The sequence below is a fragment of the Tistlia consotensis USBA 355 genome, from assembly GCF_900177295.1.
Taxonomy (GTDB): Bacteria; Pseudomonadota; Alphaproteobacteria; order Kiloniellales; family DSM-21159; genus Tistlia; species Tistlia consotensis.
The window spans coordinates 100,757-119,449 of sequence record NZ_FWZX01000006.1 but is presented as its reverse complement, the minus strand read 5'-3'; the positions used below and the strand labels follow the sequence as shown (position 1 = coordinate 119,449).

The 18,693-nt window shown below is 72.1% G+C and carries 17 protein-coding genes; 6 read left to right on the top strand and 11 right to left on the bottom strand.

The features are described 5' to 3' along the window. Nucleotides 1-5: 5 nt before the first annotated feature. The 11 genes from B9O00_RS10385 to curA all read right to left on the bottom strand — a co-directional run bounded on the left by B9O00_RS10385 (nt 6) and on the right by curA (nt 13,210). Nucleotides 6-2,072, bottom strand: coding sequence for a hydantoinase/oxoprolinase family protein (locus tag B9O00_RS10385; RefSeq protein WP_085122584.1), 2,067 nt, complete (start codon nt 2,070-2,072; stop codon nt 6-8). Between the two features lie 194 nt (nt 2,073-2,266). Continuing rightward, entirely contained in the window at nt 2,267-2,968 is a 702-nt protein-coding gene (locus B9O00_RS10380; RefSeq protein WP_085122703.1) for an ABC transporter ATP-binding protein, read from the bottom strand. A 5-nt stretch (nt 2,969-2,973) separates the two neighbouring features. Next, nucleotides 2,974-3,780 carry an ABC transporter ATP-binding protein gene (locus B9O00_RS10375; RefSeq protein WP_085122583.1) on the bottom strand — a complete coding sequence of 269 codons (807 nt, stop codon included), beginning with the start codon at nt 3,778-3,780 and terminating at the stop codon, nt 2,974-2,976. Beyond that, nucleotides 3,777-5,639, bottom strand: coding sequence for an ABC transporter permease (locus tag B9O00_RS10370; RefSeq protein ID WP_085122581.1), 1,863 nt, complete (start codon nt 5,637-5,639; stop codon nt 3,777-3,779). Before B9O00_RS10370 ends, B9O00_RS10375 begins: the two co-directional genes overlap by 4 nt. A gap of 342 nt (nt 5,640-5,981) precedes the next feature. Continuing rightward, complete coding sequence (locus B9O00_RS10365) at nt 5,982-7,196, bottom strand: ABC transporter substrate-binding protein (RefSeq protein ID WP_085122580.1); 1,215 nt, start codon at nt 7,194-7,196, stop codon at nt 5,982-5,984. 78 nt (nt 7,197-7,274) lie between these two features. Further along, nucleotides 7,275-7,859: an amino acid synthesis family protein gene (locus B9O00_RS10360; protein WP_085122578.1), complete on the bottom strand. Its 585-nt coding sequence runs from the start codon at nt 7,857-7,859 to the stop codon at nt 7,275-7,277. Beyond that, nucleotides 7,859-8,938, bottom strand: a complete 1,080-nt coding sequence (locus B9O00_RS10355; protein ID WP_085122576.1) for a UPF0280 family protein — start codon at nt 8,936-8,938, stop codon at nt 7,859-7,861. The genes B9O00_RS10360 and B9O00_RS10355 overlap by 1 nt, the downstream gene beginning before the upstream one ends. Next, on the bottom strand, nt 8,935-10,446 hold the full coding sequence (locus B9O00_RS10350) for a 6-hydroxynicotinate reductase (RefSeq protein WP_085122574.1): 1,512 nt from the start codon (nt 10,444-10,446) through the stop codon (nt 8,935-8,937). Before B9O00_RS10350 ends, B9O00_RS10355 begins: the two co-directional genes overlap by 4 nt. After that, nucleotides 10,439-11,455 (bottom strand): xanthine dehydrogenase family protein molybdopterin-binding subunit, encoded by a 1,017-nt coding sequence (locus B9O00_RS10345; protein ID WP_322111240.1) that lies wholly within the window; start codon nt 11,453-11,455, stop codon nt 10,439-10,441. The genes B9O00_RS10350 and B9O00_RS10345 overlap by 8 nt, the downstream gene beginning before the upstream one ends. A 395-nt stretch (nt 11,456-11,850) precedes the next feature. After that, nucleotides 11,851-12,039: a hypothetical protein gene (locus B9O00_RS32450; RefSeq protein ID WP_089229587.1), complete on the bottom strand. Its 189-nt coding sequence runs from the start codon at nt 12,037-12,039 to the stop codon at nt 11,851-11,853. 139 nt (nt 12,040-12,178) lie between these two features. Further along, nucleotides 12,179-13,210, bottom strand: coding sequence for an NADPH-dependent curcumin/dihydrocurcumin reductase (gene curA / locus B9O00_RS10335; RefSeq protein WP_085122570.1), 1,032 nt, complete (start codon nt 13,208-13,210; stop codon nt 12,179-12,181). Between the two features lie 532 nt (nt 13,211-13,742). Here curA and B9O00_RS10330 point away from each other — a divergent pair. The 6 genes from B9O00_RS10330 to B9O00_RS10305 all read left to right on the top strand — a co-directional run bounded on the left by B9O00_RS10330 (nt 13,743) and on the right by B9O00_RS10305 (nt 18,693). After that, complete coding sequence (locus B9O00_RS10330; RefSeq protein WP_085122568.1) at nt 13,743-14,036, top strand: BufA1 family periplasmic bufferin-type metallophore; 294 nt, start codon at nt 13,743-13,745, stop codon at nt 14,034-14,036. Nucleotides 14,037-14,078: 42 nt separating this feature from the next. Then, on the top strand, nt 14,079-15,014 hold the full coding sequence (gene bufB / locus B9O00_RS10325) for an MNIO family bufferin maturase (protein WP_085122566.1): 936 nt from the start codon (nt 14,079-14,081) through the stop codon (nt 15,012-15,014). Further along, on the top strand, nt 15,004-15,828 hold the full coding sequence (locus B9O00_RS10320; protein ID WP_159460176.1) for an HvfC/BufC family peptide modification chaperone: 825 nt from the start codon (nt 15,004-15,006) through the stop codon (nt 15,826-15,828). Before bufB ends, B9O00_RS10320 begins: the two co-directional genes overlap by 11 nt. Before the next feature lie 53 nt (nt 15,829-15,881). Continuing rightward, the gene (locus tag B9O00_RS10315; RefSeq protein WP_085122562.1) at nt 15,882-16,382 is read left to right on the top strand and encodes a DoxX family protein; all 501 of its coding nucleotides are present in this window, start codon (nt 15,882-15,884) and stop codon (nt 16,380-16,382) included. 345 nt (nt 16,383-16,727) lie between these two features. Continuing rightward, a complete protein-coding gene (locus B9O00_RS10310; RefSeq protein ID WP_085122561.1) occupies nt 16,728-17,582 on the top strand; it encodes an SDR family NAD(P)-dependent oxidoreductase in 855 nt (284 codons plus the stop codon). Nucleotides 17,583-17,664: 82 nt separating this feature from the next. Beyond that, on the top strand, nt 17,665-18,693 hold the full coding sequence (locus B9O00_RS10305) for an isopenicillin N synthase family dioxygenase (RefSeq protein ID WP_085122559.1): 1,029 nt from the start codon (nt 17,665-17,667) through the stop codon (nt 18,691-18,693).

Below are 18,693 nucleotides of genomic sequence, written 5' to 3'. Positions count from 1 at the left end.
GGCCGCTAACGCCCGACCTGCACGATGATGTTGCCGTAGACGTCGATCTCGATGTGGTCGCCGGGCTCGACGACCAGGGTGGTGTCGAGCTGCTGGACGATCGCGGGGCCAGCGAAGAGCGCGGCGAAGGGCAGGGCCTCGCGGGCATAGACCGGCGTCTCCTGCCAGCCGCCCCCGTTCGCCCCTGCCGCGAACCAGACCGGCCGGCGCCCGATCAGCGCCGCCTCGATCGTGGTCTCGCGCTTCTCGGCCGGCAGCAGGGCCTCGATGGCGACCGAGGGGCGGCGGCCGATCACCGCGGTGTGCAGGTTGACCAGCACCGGCCGGATCTCCGGCAGCTCGACGGCGAAGCGCTGCCAGTAGGCCTTGGCGAAAGCCTCGTGCAGCACCTCCCTGGTCACCTCCGGGCCGTCCAGGGCGACGGTCAGCAGGTGGGTCTGGCCGAGGAACTGCATGTCGGCGAAGTGCAGCGCGCGCGTCTCCTCGACCGCGACGCCCTCGCGCTCGATGGTCGCCAGGCCCTCGGCGGTCTGCTCGGCGAAGACGGCGTGGACCTCGGCCATCTCGACGGCCGGCAGCGGCTTGTTGAGCGTGCGCACGTAGTCGTGGCGCAGGTCGGCGACGATGCAGCCGAGCGCGTTGGTGATGCCGGGGCGTGCCGGGATCAGCACCTTGGGGATCGCGAGCTCGCGGGCCAGGGCCGTGGCGTGCAGCGGGCCCGCGCCGCCGAAGGCGAAGAGCGCGAAGTCGCGCGGGTCGTGGCCGCGGCTGAGCGAGACCATGCGGATCGCGCCGGCCATCTTGTCGTTGGCGATGCGCAGCACGGCGGCGGCCGCCTCGTCCGGCGCGAGCCCCAGGCGGCTGCCGATCTCGCGCTCGAAGGCGGCCTTCAGGTCGTCGAGCGACACCGGGCTCTCGACCGAGAGCAGGCGGCCGGGATCGAGGCGCCCGAGCAGCAGGTTGGCGTCGGTGATGGTCGGGCGGGTGCCGCCGCGACCGTAGCAGATCGGCCCGGGCGTCGCGCCGGCGCTCTCCGGCCCGACCTGCAGCAGGCCGGCCTCGTCGACCGAGGCCAGCGAGCCGCCGCCGGCGCCGATCGTGTGGACGTCGACCATCGGCACGTGGATCGGCAGGCCGTACTCCAGCTCGAGCTCGGAGGAGACCTGCGGCACGCCCTCGCGGATCAGCCCGACGTCGGTCGAGGTGCCGCCCATGTCGTAGGTAATCAGGTTGCCGACGCCGCAGGCGCGCGCGGTGAAGGCGGCGGCCATGACGCCCGAGGCCGGGCCGCTCATCACGGTCTTGACGGCCTCCTCGGCGGCGATCGCCGCGGCGACCGTGCCGCCGTTGCCCTGCATCAGCAGCAGGTCACGCTTGTAGCCGCGCTGCGTCAGCTCGCCGGTCAGGCGCTTCAGGTAGCGGTCGAGCACCGGCTGGACGGCGGCGTTGATCGCGGCCGTGGTGCCGCGCTCGTACTCGCGGAACTCCGACAGAATGGCGTGGCCCAGCGTGACGTAGTCGTTTGGCCAGATCTGCCGCGCGATCTCGCCGGCCCGGCGCTCGTGCTCGGGATGGCGGTAGGAATGCAGGAAGTGGACGACCAGGGCCTCGCAGCCGGCGTCCAGCAGCCGCCTGCAGGCGGCCGCGACCGCGGCCTCGTCGAGCGGGATCAGCACCTCGCCGTCGGCGTCGACCCGCTCGGCGACCTCCAGGCGCAGCTCGCGCGGGATCAGCGGCTCGAAGCCGCCGGTCATGCCGTAGGGCTGCGGCCGCGTGCGACGGCCGAGCTCCAGCACGTCGCGGAAGCCGGCGGTGGTGATCAGGCCGACCTTGGCGACCTTGCGTTCCAAGAGGGCGTTGGTCGTGGTCGTCGTGCCGTGGACCAGCTCGGCGACGGCCGGGAGCTCGGCGCCGGCCGCCTCCAGCGCGGCCAGCACGCCGAAGGCCTGGTTCTCGACCGTCGTCGGCACCTTGGCGACGCCGAGCCGCGGCGGCCCCTCGGCGCCCCGCTCCATCAGGATCAGGTCCGTGAAGGTTCCTCCGACATCGACGCCAACAACGACCGCGCTCATGGTGTTCCTTTGGTGGGGGTGGTGCTGGTGGGGACGGCGTGCACCTCTCCCTCCCACGCTCCGCGCGGGCCCCTCCCTCTCCCCGGAGCGGAGAGGGAAAAACGGCCCCTCTCCGCTTCAGGGGAGAGGGAGGGGCCCGCGGCCGTCAGGCCGTGGGAGGGTGAGGTGTGCGGACTCGACGTCATGCTCATCCGTCAGACCGTCAGGTAGGCCTGCCGCACGGCCTCGTCGGCCATCAGCTCGGCCATCGTGCCCTGGTAGCGGATGCGGCCGCCCTCGATGACGTAGGCGCGGTCGGCCAGCGCCCGGGCGAAGTAGAGGTTCTGCTCGCTCAGGAGGACCGTCATGCCCTCGTCCTTCAGGGCGGCGATGGTCACGGCCATCTGCTCGACGATGACCGGCGCCAGGCCCTCGGAGGGCTCGTCGAGCAGGATCGCGCGCGGGTTGCCCATCAGGGTGCGGGCGATGGTCAGCATCTGCTGCTCGCCGCCGGACATCCGTCCGCCCGGCCGGTCGCGCATCTCGGCGAGGTTGGGGAACAGCGCGAAGAGCTTCTCCGGCGTCCAGGCCGGCGCGCCCTCGCGCGGCGGCTGGCGGCCGACCTCCAGGTTTTCCATGACCGTCAGGTCGGTGAAGATGCGCCGCTCCTCGGGCACGTAGCCGAGGCCGGCCTGGGCGATGCGGTAGGGCGCGAGACGGGCGATGTCGCGGCCGTCGAAGCGGCGCTCGCCCCTGGTGTCGGCGAGCAGGCCGACGATCGCCTTCAGCGTCGTCGACTTGCCGGCGCCGTTGCGGCCGAGCAGGGCGACGACCTCGCCGCGGCCGACCTCGAGGGCGACCTCGAAGAGGATGTGGGCGCGGCCGTAGAAGGCCTCGAGCCCGGAGACGGAGAGCAGGGCGCTCACGGCCGGGCCTCCCCCCGGGTGCCCTGCCTCGCCTCGATCTGGCGCAGCGCCGCCTCGGCGCCGGCGCCGCCCAGGTAGATGCGCTGGACCTCCGGGTTGTCGCGCACCTCGGCCGGCGTGCCCTCGGCGACCATGCGGCCGCGGTCGAGCACCAGCAGGCGGTCGGCATGGGCGAAGACCACGTCCATGTCGTGCTCGGTGAACAGCACCGAGATGCCGCTCTCGCGCACGATGCCGGCGGTCAGGGCCATCAGCTCGACCCGCTCGCGCGGCGCCATGCCGGCGGTCGGCTCGTCCATCAGCAGCAGCTTCGGCCGGTGCGCCAGGGCGACCGCCAGCTCGACCCGCTTGATGTCGCCGTAGGCGAGCTGGCCGCACTGCCGGTCCGCCTGGCCGGCCATGCCGACCCGATCCAGCACCGCCAGGGCCTCCTCGCGGTAGAGCCGGCGCGCCGGCGGCAGCAGGGCGCGGATGCGCCGGCGATGCGACAGGAAGGCCATCTGCACGTTCTCGGCGACGGTCATCGAGCCGAAGGCGGCGGCGACCTGGAAGGTGCGGCCGACGCCGAGCCGCCAGATCCGCCGCGGCGGCTCGCCGGTGATGTCGCGGCCGGCCAGGCGGACCGCGCCGCGGTCGGGCCGGAGCTGGCCGCCGACCATGTTGAAGCAGGTCGACTTGCCGGCGCCGTTCGGGCCGATGATCGCGAACAGCCGCCCCGCCTCGACCGAGAAGCTCGCGGCCTCGACGGCGACCAGGCCGCCGAAGGTCTTGTGCAGCCCCTCGACCTCCAGCACTGCCGTCATGCCGATGCTCCGCGGCGCTCGATCAGGTCGCGCAGGAAGCCGGCGAGGCCCTGGGGGAAGGCGACGACGAGCAGCAGGATGACCAGGCCGACCAGCGCCCGCCAGTAGTCGGTCAGCGGCAGCACGTAGGCTTCCAGCAGGTGGAAGGCGGCGGCGCCGAGCAGCGGGCCGGTCAGGGTCTGGATGCCGCCGAGCAGCACCATGACCAGGCCGTCGACCGAGGTCGGGATCGAGAGCGCGCCGGGATCGACGTTGCCCTTGGAGAAGACGAAGACGCCGCCGGCGATGCCGGCGCAGGTGCCGGCCAGGGCGAAGCCCAGCCACTGGTGGCGCTTGACGTCGATGCCGATGGCGTCGCAGCGCAGCGGCGAATCGCGGCCGGCGCGCAGGGTGTAGCCGAAGGGCGCGAAGGAGGCGCGCCAGAGGAAGGCGGTCGCCGCACCGCAGAGCAGCAGGGTCAGGTAGTAGTAGACCGTGACGTTGCTGGCCCAGGCGCTCGGCCAGATGCCGATCATGCCGTTGTCGCCGCCGGTCAGCTCGACCCACTGGAAGGCGGTCGACCAGGCGATCTGGGCGAAGGCGAGGGTCAGCATGGCGAGGTAGACGCCCGAGAGGCGCACGACGAACCAGCCGAAGGCCAGGGCGCCGAGGCCGGCGAGCAGGGGCGCTGCGACCAGCGCCGGCAGCATCGCGAGGCCGAGCTGCTTGACCGCCAGCGCCGCGCCGTAGGCGCCGAGGCCGAAGTAGGCGGCGTGGCCGAAGGAGACCATGCCGCCGGCGCCCATGATGAAGTTCAGCGAGAAGGCGAAGAGCGCGAAGACGAAGACCTCGAGCGCCAGCTTCTCGGCATAGTCCCCGAGCACCAGCGGCAGCAGCAGCAGCACGACGATCAGCGCCGCGGCGGCGAGCTGGCCCGGCGTGCCGAGCGGCCGCAGCGGCCGGTCGCCGGCGAAGCCGTGCCCGGTCGCCGCCTCCGGCCGGCCGAGCAGGCCCCAGGGCCGCCAGACCAGCACCAGGGCCATGACCAGGAAGGGCAGGACCAGGGTCACCTCCGGGAAGACCAGGATGCCGAAGGCCTGCAGCTCGGCGATGATCAGCGCCGCCAGGAAGGCGCCGAGCACCGAGCCCATGCCGCCGACCACCGTGACCACGAAGGCCTCGGCGATGACGTGGATGTCCATGAAGGGGTTGGCCGGCTCGACCGGCAGCTGCAGGGCGCCGGCGAGCCCGGCGAGCAGGCCGCCGAGGAACAGCACGCCGGTGAACAGGATCGCCTGGTTGACGCCGAGCGCACCGACCATCTCGCGGTCCTGGGTCGCGGCGCGCACCAGCGTGCCCCAGCGGGTCCGGTTGAACAGCAGCCAGAGCGCGCCGAGCACCAGCGGCCCGGCGGCGATCAGCACCAGCTGGTACTCGGGAAAGCGGAAGCCGAGGATCGTGACGAAGGAGGTGAAGCCCGGCGCGCGCGGCCCGAACAGCTCCTCCGGGCCCCAGACCGCCGGCACCAGGTCCTGGACGATCAGCACGACGCCGAAGGTCGCGAGCAGCTGGAACAGCTCGTGGGAGCGGTAGATCCGGCGCAGCAGGACCAGCTCGACCAGCACCGCGAACAGGCCGACCCCGACGGCGGCCAGCGGGATCGCCAGCCAGAAGCCGACGGCGTCGCCGAGCGCCGGCATCATGTGGTCGGCCAGGGTGAAGGCGAAGTAGGCGCCCAGCATGTAGAAGCTGCCGTGCGCGAAGTTCACGATCCGCGTGACGCCGAAGATGATCGACAGGCCGCAGGCGATCAGGAACAGGTTGGACGCGCTGGCGAGCCCGTTCAGGAACTGGATCAGAAGGAAGGCGGGATCGGTCATCGGGTGTCCGAGCGGGAGGCGCCCTGAGCGCTCGGACCGTCGTAGCAGGCTGGAAGCTGCCGCTTGTCTGGCGCGATCCCGTCCTCATCCGTCATCCCCGCGAAAGCGGGGATCCAGAGAAAGAAGCCGTCGGCACGGACGTCCGCCTGTCCGTGCAGGTGTCGTCGTCCTCTGGATCCCCGCTTTCGCGGGGATGACGAGAGAGGGGAGGGGGCGCGTTTCATGGATGCCTTTTCAGGGGCCAAGCGGACAGGGCACGGGCTTGCCGACCCTCACGCTCCACCCTTCGACAGGCTCAGGGTGAAGCATTCGGGTCGGCAATGGCGAAAGGCGACTGGGGCCTCAGTCGGCCGGCCGCTCGGCCTTCACCTCGGCCGGGCTGTGCATGTAGTCGGCGCCGTCGGCGTAGTGCCAGTCGACCATCTTGCCGTGGCCGTCCTCGACGGCGAGCTTGCCGACGAAGGCGCCCATGGTCGACTGGTGGTCGATCTTGCGGAAGGAGATCGGGCCGATCGGCGTCTCGACCTTCAGGCCCTCCAGCGTGTCGACCAGCTTCTCGGTGTCGGTCGAGCCGGCCTTGTCGAGCAGCGCCTTGACCGTGTAGCCGATCGAGTAGCCGAGCAGCGAGGCGAGCCGGGGCGTGTCGTTGTACTTCTTCTGGTAGGCCGCGACGAAGGCCTTGTGCTCGGGCGTGTCGATCTGCTCCCAGGGATAGCCGGTGACGATCCAGCCTGTCGGCGCCTCGCCCTTCATCGGGGCCAGGTACTCGGGCTCGCCGGTCAGCAGGCTCAGCACCGGCCGGCCGTCGAACAGGCCGCGCAGCGTGCCCTCGCGGACCAGCTTGGCCTGGTCGCCGGCGAAGGTCGCGTTGAAGATGCCTTCCGGCTTGGCGGCCAGCAGGGCCTGCACCGTGGCGCCGGCGTCGATCTTGCCGAGCGCGGGGTACTGCTCGACCACGACCTTGGCGCCGGGATCCATCTCGGCGAGCAGCTTCTTGAAGTTCGAGGCCGCCGACTGGCCGTACTCGTAGTTGGGTGCCACGATGCCCCAGGTCCTGGCGCCGGAGTTCTTGCCCGCCTCGACCAGCATCTTGGTCTGCATGTAGGTGTTCGGCCGCATGCGGAAGGTGTAGCGGTTGCCCTTGCTCATCGTGACCGCGTCGGTCAGCGGCTCGGCGGCGATGAACAGCACCTTCTTCTGCTTGGCGTAGTCGCCGACCGCCAGGCCGACGTTGGAGAAGAAGGTGCCGAACAGGAAGGCGACCTTCTCGTTGGTCACCAGCTCGTCGGCGACGCGCACCGCGTCGGCCGTGGTGCCGCCGTCGTCGCGGCTGACCACCTCGATCTGCCGGCCGCCCATGACGCCGCCCTTGGCGTTGATCTCGTCGATCGCCAGCTGCCAGCCGTTGCGGTAGGGATCGGCGAAGGCGGCGATCTTCGAATAGGCGAACAGCTCGCCGACCTTGACCGGCTCGGCGGCGCGCGCGCCGTGCGGGCCGGAGGTCGCGGCCAGCGCCAGCGCGGCCGTCCCGGCGATCAGAAAGGACCTTCTCAGCATCTTCCTTGCTCCCCTGTCTGCTTCCCTATGGTGGCTCCCGGGCCGGCGCCCGGCCGACCCCGCGTCTCGATCGGCCCGCTAGCGCTGGCCGTCTTCTCCCTTGATCTCGCTGGCCTTCAGGCCGCCGACCCGGGCGTTGACGCGCGGGCCGGAGGTCATGGCCAGAATGTAGACGATTTCGCCGGCCCGCGGGGCATCGGCGACGCGCACCTCGATCGCGGTGAAGTGGCTGCGCACGTAGGCGGCGTTGACATGGTGCACCGGGATGTCGATCGCCGTGCCCAGGGTGCCGACCTTCTTGGCCGAGGGCACGATGGCCTTGCTGTCGCCCAGCACCTCGCGCATCGACCAGCCGCCCGGCACGTGCCAGAGCGCGCCGTGCTCCAGCTCGCCGTCCGGGCCGACGATCGAACCCTTGCCGTAGCCCTCGATCTCCTTCGGCGCCTTGCCCATGGCCGCGACCAGGCGCTGCGCCATCTCCAGGCCGACCGGCTTCAGCGCCTCCATCATCGGCAGGATGTCCTCGACGTAGCGTCCGGCGTAGGGGTTCTTCATGACGCAGGCGACCGTGCCGCGGATCAGCGGCGTCGCGGCGGGCGGGCCGAACTCGTGGCGCTCCTCCTCGACCTGGGTGACGATCTTGCGGATCTGGATCAGCTCCATCAGGCGGGCTCCCGGGTTTGGCCTATGGGTCCGTGCGGCACGGCGCGATGCTTGCCGCGCAGGGTGATCAGGGCGGCCTCGATCAGGCCGGCCCGGCGCATCGTCCCGGCCAGGGCGGCGCCGGCGGCCAGCGCCCGCTCCAGCTCGTGCGGCGCCAGCGGGCCGAGCCCGACGACGACCGGCAGCGCGCCGAGGTCGCTGTCCGGGACCAGCTCGCAAGCCGGCCGGCGGCGCACCGCCGGATGATCCTCCAGGTCGACCGCATTGCCGATCAGCGTCGCGGCGGCATCGGCCTCGGCCGCGGTCCGCGCCAGCACGGTGACGGAGTCGGCGATGCCGCGCGACAGGCTGCGGCCCTGGCGGCCGCTGGTCGCGGCGCCGCGGACCGGGCTGTCGGCGGCGATGCGGGCCAGGCCTCTCGGCGCCCCCGTGGCCAGGGTCTCGGCGAGGTCGGTGACCAGGCCGAGCTCGAGGACGGCGCCCGGCGCCAGGTGGCAGGCGACGTCGCCGCCGTCGTTGACCCAGGCCTTGGTCAGGCTGCGGCCTTCGGTCATGGCGGCCAGCACGAAGTCGGCGACGGCCCCTGCGACCGCCGCCATCGGCGTCACCCAGAGCGCCGCGTGCGGCAGGCAGGCGGCGGCCATGGCGCGCGCGACGGGATGGCGGAAGGAGGAGAGCCAGGCGGTTGCGTCGCCGTTCTCCTCGAGGACTCCCTCTCCACCCCTTCGGGGGGGAGAGGGGCGGGGAGAGGTGGGGTGCTGAGGGAGGGGCGGGGCGCCGGCGTCGAGGTCGGGATCCCCCACCTCTCCCCACCCTCTCCCCCCCGAAGGGGCGGAGAGGGAGTCGTGACGGGGGGATGAGACGGAGCCGGAGACCGGCACCGGCGCCGTCAGCAGCGGCAGCTCGGCCACCAGGGCGGGCAGCAGGCCGTGGAAGGCGCGTTCGGCCTGGCGGTAGGCCGCCTCGGTCTCGGCCGGCTCGCCCTCGGCGCCGATCACCAGGTCGATCGGGCCGTCCTGCAGGTGCAGGCGGTTGCCGGGCAGCAGGCGCCCGGCGACGGGCTCCGCAAGGACGCTCACCGGCGCGGCTCCAGCGGCCAGGGGTTGTCCGCGCGCCAGGGCGCGGCGCGCGCCGAGTCCTGCTCCGCCGCCAGCACCTCGCTCAGCGCGACGACGGCACCGGCGTGGCCGCCCAGGGCCTCGAAGTCGGCGCGGCTCATGGTGAACTCGATCGGCGCGACGATCGCCGGGGTCGGCACGTAGCCGAAGGCCTTCTCCGGCATGCGGGTCACGTCGACCATCACCGTGATGCCGCCGCCGGGCCAGACGTAGACCGGGGCGCCGCCCATGGTGACGCGGGTCAGGGCCGACTTGACCGAGCGGGTCAGGTGCACCGGGTTCTCGGTGACGCCGGCGCGCAAGGACCCGCCGGCGCCGGCCATGAAGACGACCGAGCAGAGCGCCGGCTCGCAGTTCTCGCCGATGCGCTCGACCACCTTGCGGACCGCCGCCGGCATCTCGGCCGGCACCGGCGTCAGCGTCTCGTCGAGCACGCAGTAGAGCGCATCCTCGCCGGTCGTCGAGGTCAGCAGCAGGCGCAGGCCCGGCCAGGCCGTCTCGGGGTCGATCCGCTCGATGATCGACAGCGGCTCGGTGATGTCGGTGCCGCCCCAGCCGCTGCCCGGCTCGGCGACCTGGAAGTAGCGGCCGGGGGTCGAGCGGCGGCCGCGCACCCGGATGCCGGCCGGCGGCATGTCGAGGCAGCGGCCGGCCTGGTGCTCGGTCAGCACGCCGGTGATGTGGTCGTCGACGACGATCACCTCGTCGACCTCGCCGTGCCACTGCTGGGCGAAGATGCCGACGGTCGCCGAGCCGCAGCCGACGCGCATGCGCTCCTCGGCGTGGCCGTCGACGACCGGCGCCCGGCCGGCCTGGACGACCACCCGCGAGCCGCCGTCGATGGCCAGCTCCACGGCCTCGCCGCTGCACAGGCTGAGCAGCGTCCGGCAGGTGACGTTGCCTTCCTTCTTGCTGCCGCCGGTCAGGTGCCTGACACCGCCGAGCGACAGCATCTGCGAGCCGTACTCGGCGGTGGTGACGTGGCCGACCTGCTCGCCGTCGGCGCGGACCGCGGCGGTCTCGGGGCCGATGTGCCGGTCGGTGTCGATCTTCACCTTGACGCCGCAGTAGCTGAAGATGCCCTCGGTCACCACGGTCACGGTATCGAGGCCCTGGTACTGCGAGGCGACGATGAAGGGCGCCGGCTTGTAGTCGGGATAGGTCGTGCCGCTGCCGATGCCGGTCACGAAGGTCTCGGCCTGCTGCAGGATCCGGCCGTCCCATTCGTCTCCCCCCTGGAACGGCACCAGCTCGCCGCCGGCCTCGGCGACGCGCTGGGTCAGCACCAGCGGGTCGGTGCGGGTCAGCAGGCCCTCGAGGTTGGCGTAGCGCCCGCAGGCGCCGGCCTTGCCGGGCCGGATGCGGCAGAGCACGGGGCAGGCGTCGCAGCGCACGATGCCCTCGTCTCCCTCGCGGGCGCCGAACTTCTGGTTGACCGGCGGGGCGCCGCCCGGAAGCCCGTTAGCCATGGCCGGCCTCCTTGATCAGCGCGCGCAGCCGGTGCGGCAGGCAGGGCGCGTGGCGCACGACGACGCCGGTGGCGTGGCGGATCGCGCCGAAGATCGCCGGCGCGGTCGGCACCAGGGCCGGCTCGCCGATGCCCTTGGCGCCGTAGGGGCCGAGCGGCTCCGGGTCCTCGACCAGGTGGATCTCGATCTCCGGCACGTCGCCGATCGAGGGGATCAGGTAGTCGTGCAGGTTCTCGCTGCGCCCCGGCAGGTACTCCTCCATCAGCGCGAGGCCGATGCCCTGGGCGATGCCGCCCTGGATCTGGCCCTCGACCAGCAGCGGGTTGACCGCCTTGCCGAGGTCGTGGGCGGCGACGATGCGGTGCAGCCTGACCGTGCCGAGGTCGAGGTCGACCGAGAGATCGGCGAGCTGGGCGGCGAAGCCGTAGGTCGCGTAGGGCACGCCCTGGCCCTTGTCGTCGAGCGGCGAGGTCGGCGGGTCGAAGCGGCCGCGGCCCTCGAGGTCGGCCTCCAGGCGGTCGAGCGGGATCGAGCGGCCGTGGCCGCCCTCGATGATCTCGATGCGTCCCTCGGCGAGCCGCAGCGTCGAGTCCGGCCCGGCGTTGGCGAGGCGCAGGATCTGGGCGCGCAGGTCGAGGCCGGCCAGCTCGGCCGCCTTGCCCGAGACGAAGGTCTGGCGCGACGCCGAGGTCTTGCCGGCGTCGGGGGTGAGATCGGTGTCGCCGACGACCTGGCGGAAGGCCGAGACCGGCAGGCCGAGCGCGTCGGCGCAGATCTGCAGCATGATCGTCGCCGAGCCCTGGCCGATGTCGACGGCGCCGTTGTAGAGCGTCAGCGTGCCGTCGCGGCCGAGCACGACCCGCATGTCCGAGGGGTTGGCCAGGGCCGTATTGCCGATGCCGTACCACATGCAGCCGACGCCGACGCCGCGCCGGCTCCGGCCTTTCGTCGCGGCGTTGAAGGCCTCCGCCTCGGCGCGCAGCGCCTGCCAGCGCGGCCTTTCTCGCAATCTCTCTGCGCTGCTCTGCGCTGAGAGACAGCGCACGGGCCTTCCCGCCTTGGCTCTGAGGGGATCGATCAGACATAACTAGCCTCCGCTGCTTGCTGCGGCGAAGTAGACCACTTGCTTGCTGAGTCTGCAAGCAGGATTCTGTCTCAGGCTACTCGTCTGCTTGCTGCTTGCCCCATCGCTTTGCCGCCGCCTTCCTCGCGACCTCCCAACGCTGCTCAGGCGTCGGCTTGTCGGCGCGTGCCTTACCGCCCTTCTTGCCCAATGCCTGGCGGCCTCGTCCTTGCCGTTGTCCTCGGTCTGCGCTTCGATCTCGCTGGTGTCGATCTTGGCGACCATGGTGGCGTCGCCTACAACGTCGGCGGGGCGCTTCTCGCCTTTGGAGCCCTTAGGCTTCAATCGTCTCGGAGCTGCTCAAGGATTTCCTCCGGCGTCTCTCTCACATCAATAAAGTCGTTCCCGTCTCCAGGGAACGCAATGCGCGTCTCATCCCCGCTATGTCGCTTCAGGGTGCTGGCTGCGGCCACATTGACATAGATCGGGCCGCCAACGACCAGGGTGCATCTGATCCAATTCTTGTGCATGTTCGTTTACTCCTCCCATGCTTGCCCCTAAGCATATGGGAAGCTGAGGCGTCGAGCGAACCCCGCGCTAAGGCCGACGAAATTCAAACGGAGGCACTACCGGGCGCCCTTGGCGCGTGCAGCGCCCCGGCCGCGTCGTTCAGGCGCTCAGGCGCACGACGCGCTTGCCGAAGGCCTCGCCCCGGAGCAGCCCGACGAAGGCCGACGGCGCCTGCTCCAGTCCCTCGATGATCTCCTCGCGGTAGCGGATCTCGCCCGACTCGACCCAGGCGCCCATCGTGCGGGCGAACTCCGGATAGAGATGGCCGAAGTCCTGGAAGACGATGAATCCGCGCAGGGTCATCCGCTTGCGCAGGATCTGCCCCATCAGCAGGCTCATGCGATCGGGGCCGGGCGGCAGCGCGGTGGCGTTGTACTGCGAGACTAGGCCGCAGACCGGGATGCGTGCGCAGGGGTTCAGCAGCGGCATCACGGCGTCGAACACGGCGCCGCCGACGTTCTCGAAATAGATGTCGATGCCGTCCGGCACAGCGGCCTTCAGCGCGTCGGGAAAGCCCTCGGCCTTGTGGTCGATGCAGGCATCGAACCCCAGGGTCTCGACCACGTGGGCGCACTTCCGGGCCCCGCCCGCGATGCCGACGACGCGACAGCCCAGGATCCTGCCGACCTGGCCGACCGTCGCGCCGACCGGTCCGCTGGCCGCGGCGACCACGAGCGTCTCGCCCGCCTTCGGCTGACCGATCTGCGTCAGGCCGGCCCAGGCGGTCATGCCCGGCATGCCCAGCACGCCCAGCGCCCAGGAGGGGTTCTCGGGGGCCTTGCCCAGGTTGACCACGCCCGTGCCGTCGGACAGCGCGTAGTCCTGCCAGCCGCCGAAGGCCACGACCCAGTCGCCTTCGGTGAAGCCCGCGACGTCGGAGCCGACGACCTGTGCGACCGTGCCGCCGACCATGACGCCGCCGATCTCGACCGGCGGGGCATAGGAGGGCGCATCGCTCATCCGCCCGCGCATGTAGGGGTCCAGCGACAGATACTCGTTGCGCAGCAGCATCTGGCCCTTGCCGGGGACCGGCAGATCCTCGGTCTCCAGCCGCAGCGTCCTGTCGTCGGGCTCGCCCCTGGGGCGCTCGGCCAGGACGAACCTGCGGTTCCGGGTCTTGGACTGCGGCATGGGAGGACTCCTTTTCCTGGTCGGATCCCGGGTTCGGAATTGGCCGTGGCCGGCCGTGGCGCCTGGCGTCGGCCGGCAGGGCAGGGCAGGGCAGGGCAGGGACGAGCGCCGGCCGGGCAGGTCAAGCCATAGCTATGGCCGCAAAGCTCGAAAACAATGCCGGCCCCGTCCCGAGATCTTCTGCAGAAGACGCCGGGAGGTCCGTGCCGCCGGAGAGCGCCCGAGGGCGGCGGCAGACCCCCATGCCGTCTCCCGGTCAGCTCCGGCCGTGGTATCGCGCTCGACCCGCTCCGTTCATCGACGCAATGGCCGACTGCAAATTTCGCCGTCGAAACTAAGTCTCCAGGCAAAGGGCAAATCACGAAGTCGGGAACGGGCAGTGACAATCAAAGGAACGCGTTATTCCACTCGATGACAGGCTTCTCACCCGCTCGTGATGGCAGTTGAGGGCCATGTGAATTCCGTTGGACGGGGGCGAATGCTTAGGTCTTCAGCGTGAGTTTTCACACACCCTGAGACGGAGAACAGCATCATGCGTAAGCTTTCCCTGACCGCGCTCGGCGTCTCGGCCGCCCTGGCCACCGCGATCGCCGGCGCGGCCGCCCTGTCGACCCCGGCCTCGGCCGCCGACCAGGTCAAGTGCTACGGCGTGTCCAAGGCCGGCGAGAACGACTGCGCCAACCAGGCGGCGGGCCATTCCTGCGCCGGCCACTCGAAGGTCGACTACAGCGGCATGGACTTCAAGGCGCTCGAGAAGGCCAAGTGCATGGAGATGGGCGGCAAGGAGATGCCGTTCGAGGGCGTCAACAAGAACGTCAAGATGTAGGCTCCGGCAGCCGCCGGGGATCTCGGCCCGGGTCCGCCCGCCATGTCCGCCTCCCGCACCACCGTCGCCGCCGGCGCGCCCGCCGCGCCCCGTTCCGCTCCGCTTCCGGAGCGGGCCGGGGTCGGCCTCAGGCATCGTCACGTCCCGGACTTCCTGACCGGGCGGCCGGCGGCGGCGTGGCTGGAGGTGCACAGCGAGAACTATCTCGTCGAGGGCGGGCCGCGGACCGCCCAGCTGGAGCGGATCCGGGCCGACTATCCCCTGTCCTGCCACGGCGTCGGCCTGTCGCTCGGCTCGGCCGAGGGGCTCGACGCCGGGCATCTCGCCCGTCTGCGGGCGCTCTACGACCGCTTCGAGCCGGGCCTGGTCTCCGACCACCTGTCCTGGTCGGTCGCCGCCGGCACCTATGCCGCCGACCTGCTACCGCTGCCGATGACCGAGGAGGCGCTGGCGGTGGTCGCGCGCAACCTCGACCACGCGCAGGCCGCCCTCGGCCGGCGGCTCGCGGTCGAGAATCCCTCCTGCTACCTCTCCTTCGCCGCCTCGACGATTCCCGAGGCCGAGTTCCTGGCCGAGCTGGTGCGGCGCACCGGCTGCGCCCTGCTGCTCGATGTCAACAACCTCTACGTCTGCCAGCGCAACTTGGGTCTCGACCCGGCGGCCTGGCTCGACGCCGTGCCCGGCGAGGCGGTCGCCGAGATCCATCTCGCCGGCCATGCGCGCATCGAGGTCGAGGGCCGCGAGCTCCTGATCGACGACCACGGCAGCCGGGTGATCGAGCCGGTCTGGCAACTCTACCAGGAGACGCTGCGCCGCTTCGGACCGCGGCCGACCCTGATCGAATGGGATACCGCCCTGCCGCCGCTCGAGGTGCTGCTCGGCGAGGCCGAGCGGGCCCAGGAGTTCCTCGATGCCTGCGACATCGGTCTGCCGGCCGTCGCGCGCGGAACGGCCCGGGAGGCGCTCCATGCCGGCTGACGTCGGCAGCCCCGGCGGCCTCGCCGACCTGCAGCGCGCGATGGTGCGGGCCGTGCACGGCGACCGGCAGGCCTTCGCCAGCGTGACGGCGGCGATCGACGACGACGGCCTCGGCGCCAACAAGCGGCTGTTCTTGCACCTCAACACCATCACCCACGCCCTCACCGGCGTGCTGCGCCAGGCCTATCCGGCGACCGCCGGGCTGCTCGGCGCCGAACGCTTCGAGACCTTGGCCAGGGGCTTCCTGCGCGCGGCGCCGCCGCAGCGGGCCGAGCTGTCGGCCTATGGCGCGGGCTTCGACCGCTTCCTGGTCGCCGAGGGGGCGCTGGCCGAGCCGCTGGCCGCGGTCGCGCGGCTCGACTGGGCGGTTCAGGAGGCCTATTTCGCCGCCGACGCCGAGCCGCTGACCGCCGCCGCCCTGGCCGCGATCCCGGAGGAGCGGCAGGCCGCGCTCGGCTTCGCCCTGGTGCCCTCGGCGCGGCTGCTGCCGCTGCCGGCGGCGCTGGCCTGGCGGCGCTGGGTCGCGTTCGCCGACCGCGGCGTCGTCGCCATCGCCGAGGCGCCGGGCCGGCCGGACTCGGGGCCGGCGCCGGTGCCGGCCGCCGCGCTGGTCTGGCGCCGGCCCGACCTGACCGTGGCGGCGCGCCCGCTCTCCGTCGGCGAGCTCGTCTGCCTGGCCGCGCTGGCGGCCGGCGAGAGCCTGCTCGACGCCGCCGCCGGCGCGGAGGCCACCGCCGAATTCGATCTCGCCGCGCTGCTGACCGACGGCCTGGCCGGCGGCCTGTTCGACGCCGCGCCGCCCGGCGGCCCCTGAGGCCCTGCCGCGACGCCTGCTTCCCCTGTCCAATTCTTCGAGGAGACTTTCGCATGACCGACGTCCTGCGCCTGGCCCGGTTCGCCCTCGACCCCGGCCCGACCGCGCGCTGGTCGCAGCCGGGCGCGCTGATCGCGGGGCTGGTGCTGCTCGCCGCCCGCCTGTGGCTCGGCTGGGCCTTCCTGATGACCGGCCTGCACCGGGTCATGACCTGGGACAGCCAGGCCTTCCTGTTCATGTCGGTGCACCCGGTGCCCTACGTCCCGGCCGAGATCGCCGCGCCGCTGACGACGACCGCCGAGCTGGTGCTGCCGAGCCTGCTGATCGCCGGCCTGCTGGCGCGGCCGGCCGCGCTCGGCCTGATGGTCATGGCGGCGACGATCTACTTCGTGATCGGCCAGACGCCGGAGGGCATGGAGAACGGCATCGCGCTCGCCTCCGAGCAGTTTCCCTGGATGGCCGTCGGCCTGGCGATCGCCGCGGTCGGGGCGGGGCAGCTCTCGCTCGACGCCCTGGCGCGCAGCCGTCTCGGCCGGCGCTCGCCGGCGGAGTAAGGCGCGGGTCCATGGCATTCACGCATCCTTCTCTCTCTCGTCATCCCGGGCGCCAGGCGAGCCCGAAAGCACAGCTTTCGGCTTGCGAGCCTTGCGACCCGGGACCCAGGGCCGTCACGCCGCGGCTCGTGGCCCTGGGTCCCGGACAGCGCGCTTTGCCGTCGGCAGCCGAGCTGCCGGGCAAAGCGGCTTCCGGGATGACGGATATGTTGCGGTCTGCGGAAGGGGCACGGAGGGGCCGCCGAACCGGACCGATTTGCTGTACCTGACGGAAAGCGTTGACCGGAGGCGCCGGGCTGCACAGCTTTCCGGGAGTACCTTCCCGCTGCTCCCGGAGATTCCCCCATGACCCATCCCGCCCTCGTCCCCGGCGCCGTCGCCGTCGTCACCGGCGGCGCCGCCGGCATCGGACTCGCCGCCGCCCGGCGTTTCGCCGCGCTCGGCCTCAGGGTCTGCATCGCCGATCTCGGCGCCGAGCGCCTGGCCGAGGCCGCCGCGGCGCTGGCGGCCGAGGCGCCGGGCGGTGCCGGCGCGGTCATGGCCGAGGAGGCCGACGTCAGCCGGCTCGAGGAGCTGACCCGCCTGGAGGCGGCGGTGCGGGCCCGCTTCGGCGGCACCGACCTGCTGATGAACAACGCCGGCATCCAGCCCGGCAGCGGCCTGTTCGGCCCGCGCGAGAACTGGGAGCGGGTGCTTGCCGTCAACCTCTGGGGCGTCGTCAACGGCACCCAGGCCTTCGTGCCCGGCATGATCGAGCGCGGCCGGCCCGGGCTGGTGATCAACACCGGCTCCAAGCAGGGCATCACGACGCCGCCCGGCGATCCGGCCTACAACGTCGCCAAGGCCGGGGTGAAGGCCTTCACCGAGGCGCTGCAGCACGAGCTGCGCAACACCCCCGGCTGCAGGCTCGGCGCCCACCTGCTGATCCCGGGCTTCGTCTTCACCGGGCTGACCGCGCGCGGCCGGACCGAGAAGCCGGCCGGCGCCTGGACGCCGGAGCAGACCGTCGACTTCATGCTCGGCAGCCTCGACAGGGGCGACTTCTACATCCTCTGCCCGGACAATGACGTGCCGCGGGCGCTCGACGAGCGGCGCATCCTCTGGGCCGCCGGCGACATCGTCGAGAACCGGCCGCCGCTGTCGCGCTGGCACCCCGACTACGCGGCAGCGTTCGAGGCCTTCGCCGGGAAGCCGACCTGAGCCGCGCCCGCGCCGCCGCATTGACCTCGCCGGGGCCCCGGCGCAGCATGGCCCCAGCTGGGATCTTGCGGAGAGGCGGGCGATGGCGGACGACGGGGTGCTGGGGGCCGAGCTGGCCGAGGAGCTGCGCGGCAGGCGCATCGACTTCCACGAGGTGCCGCTGGTCGACATCGCCGGCCTGCTCGACGGCAGCGACCCGCAGGGCGTCGCCGCGAAGGTCGCCGAGGCCTGCGAGCGGGTCGGCTTCCTCTACGTCACCGGCCACGGCGTCTCCGACAAATTGATCGAGGCGGCCTTCGCCCAGACCAAGGCCCTGTTCGACCTGCCGCTCGAGGCCAAGGACCGCTGGCACATCCGGCACTCCTCGGCGCACCGCGGCTACGTGCCGCTGTTCGAGGAGAACACCGACCCCGAGGACACGGCCGACAAGAAGGAGGCCTTCGACCTCGGCGTCGACCTCGCCGCCGACGATCCCGACGTCGTCGCCGGCAAGCCGCTGCACGGGCCGAACACCTGGCCCGAGGCGGCGCTGCTGCCGGCCTTTCGCCCGACCATCGAGGCTTACGACGCCGAGATGCGCCGGCTCGCCGGTGACCTCCTGCGCGCCTTCGCGCTCGGCCTCGAGCTGCCCGAGCAGTGGTTCGCCGACAAGGTCGACCGGCCGCTGGCGCAGCTGCGCCTGCTGCACTATCCGCCCCAGGCCGGCCGCATCGAGCGGCGCGAGCTCGGCTGCGGTGCCCATACGGACTACGGCTGCCTGACCATCCTGGCCCAGGACGCGGTCGGCGGCCTGCAGCTGCTGAACTCGGCCGGCGAGTGGGTCGACGCGCCGCCGGTGCCGGGCGCCTTCGTCGTCAACATCGGCGACCAGATGGCGCGCTGGACCAACGACCGCTTCAAGGCGACGCTGCACCGGGTGATCAACGTCTCGGGCCGCGAGCGCTACTCGATGCCCTACTTCTTCGACCCGAACTACGACACCTGGGTCGAGACCCTGCCGTCCTGCCTGGCGCCCGGCGAGACGCCGCGCCACGCCCCGGTGCTGGCCGGCGAGTGGCTGGCCCAGCGCCTGACCGCGACCTTCACCTACCGCCAGCAGCCGGGGGCCTGA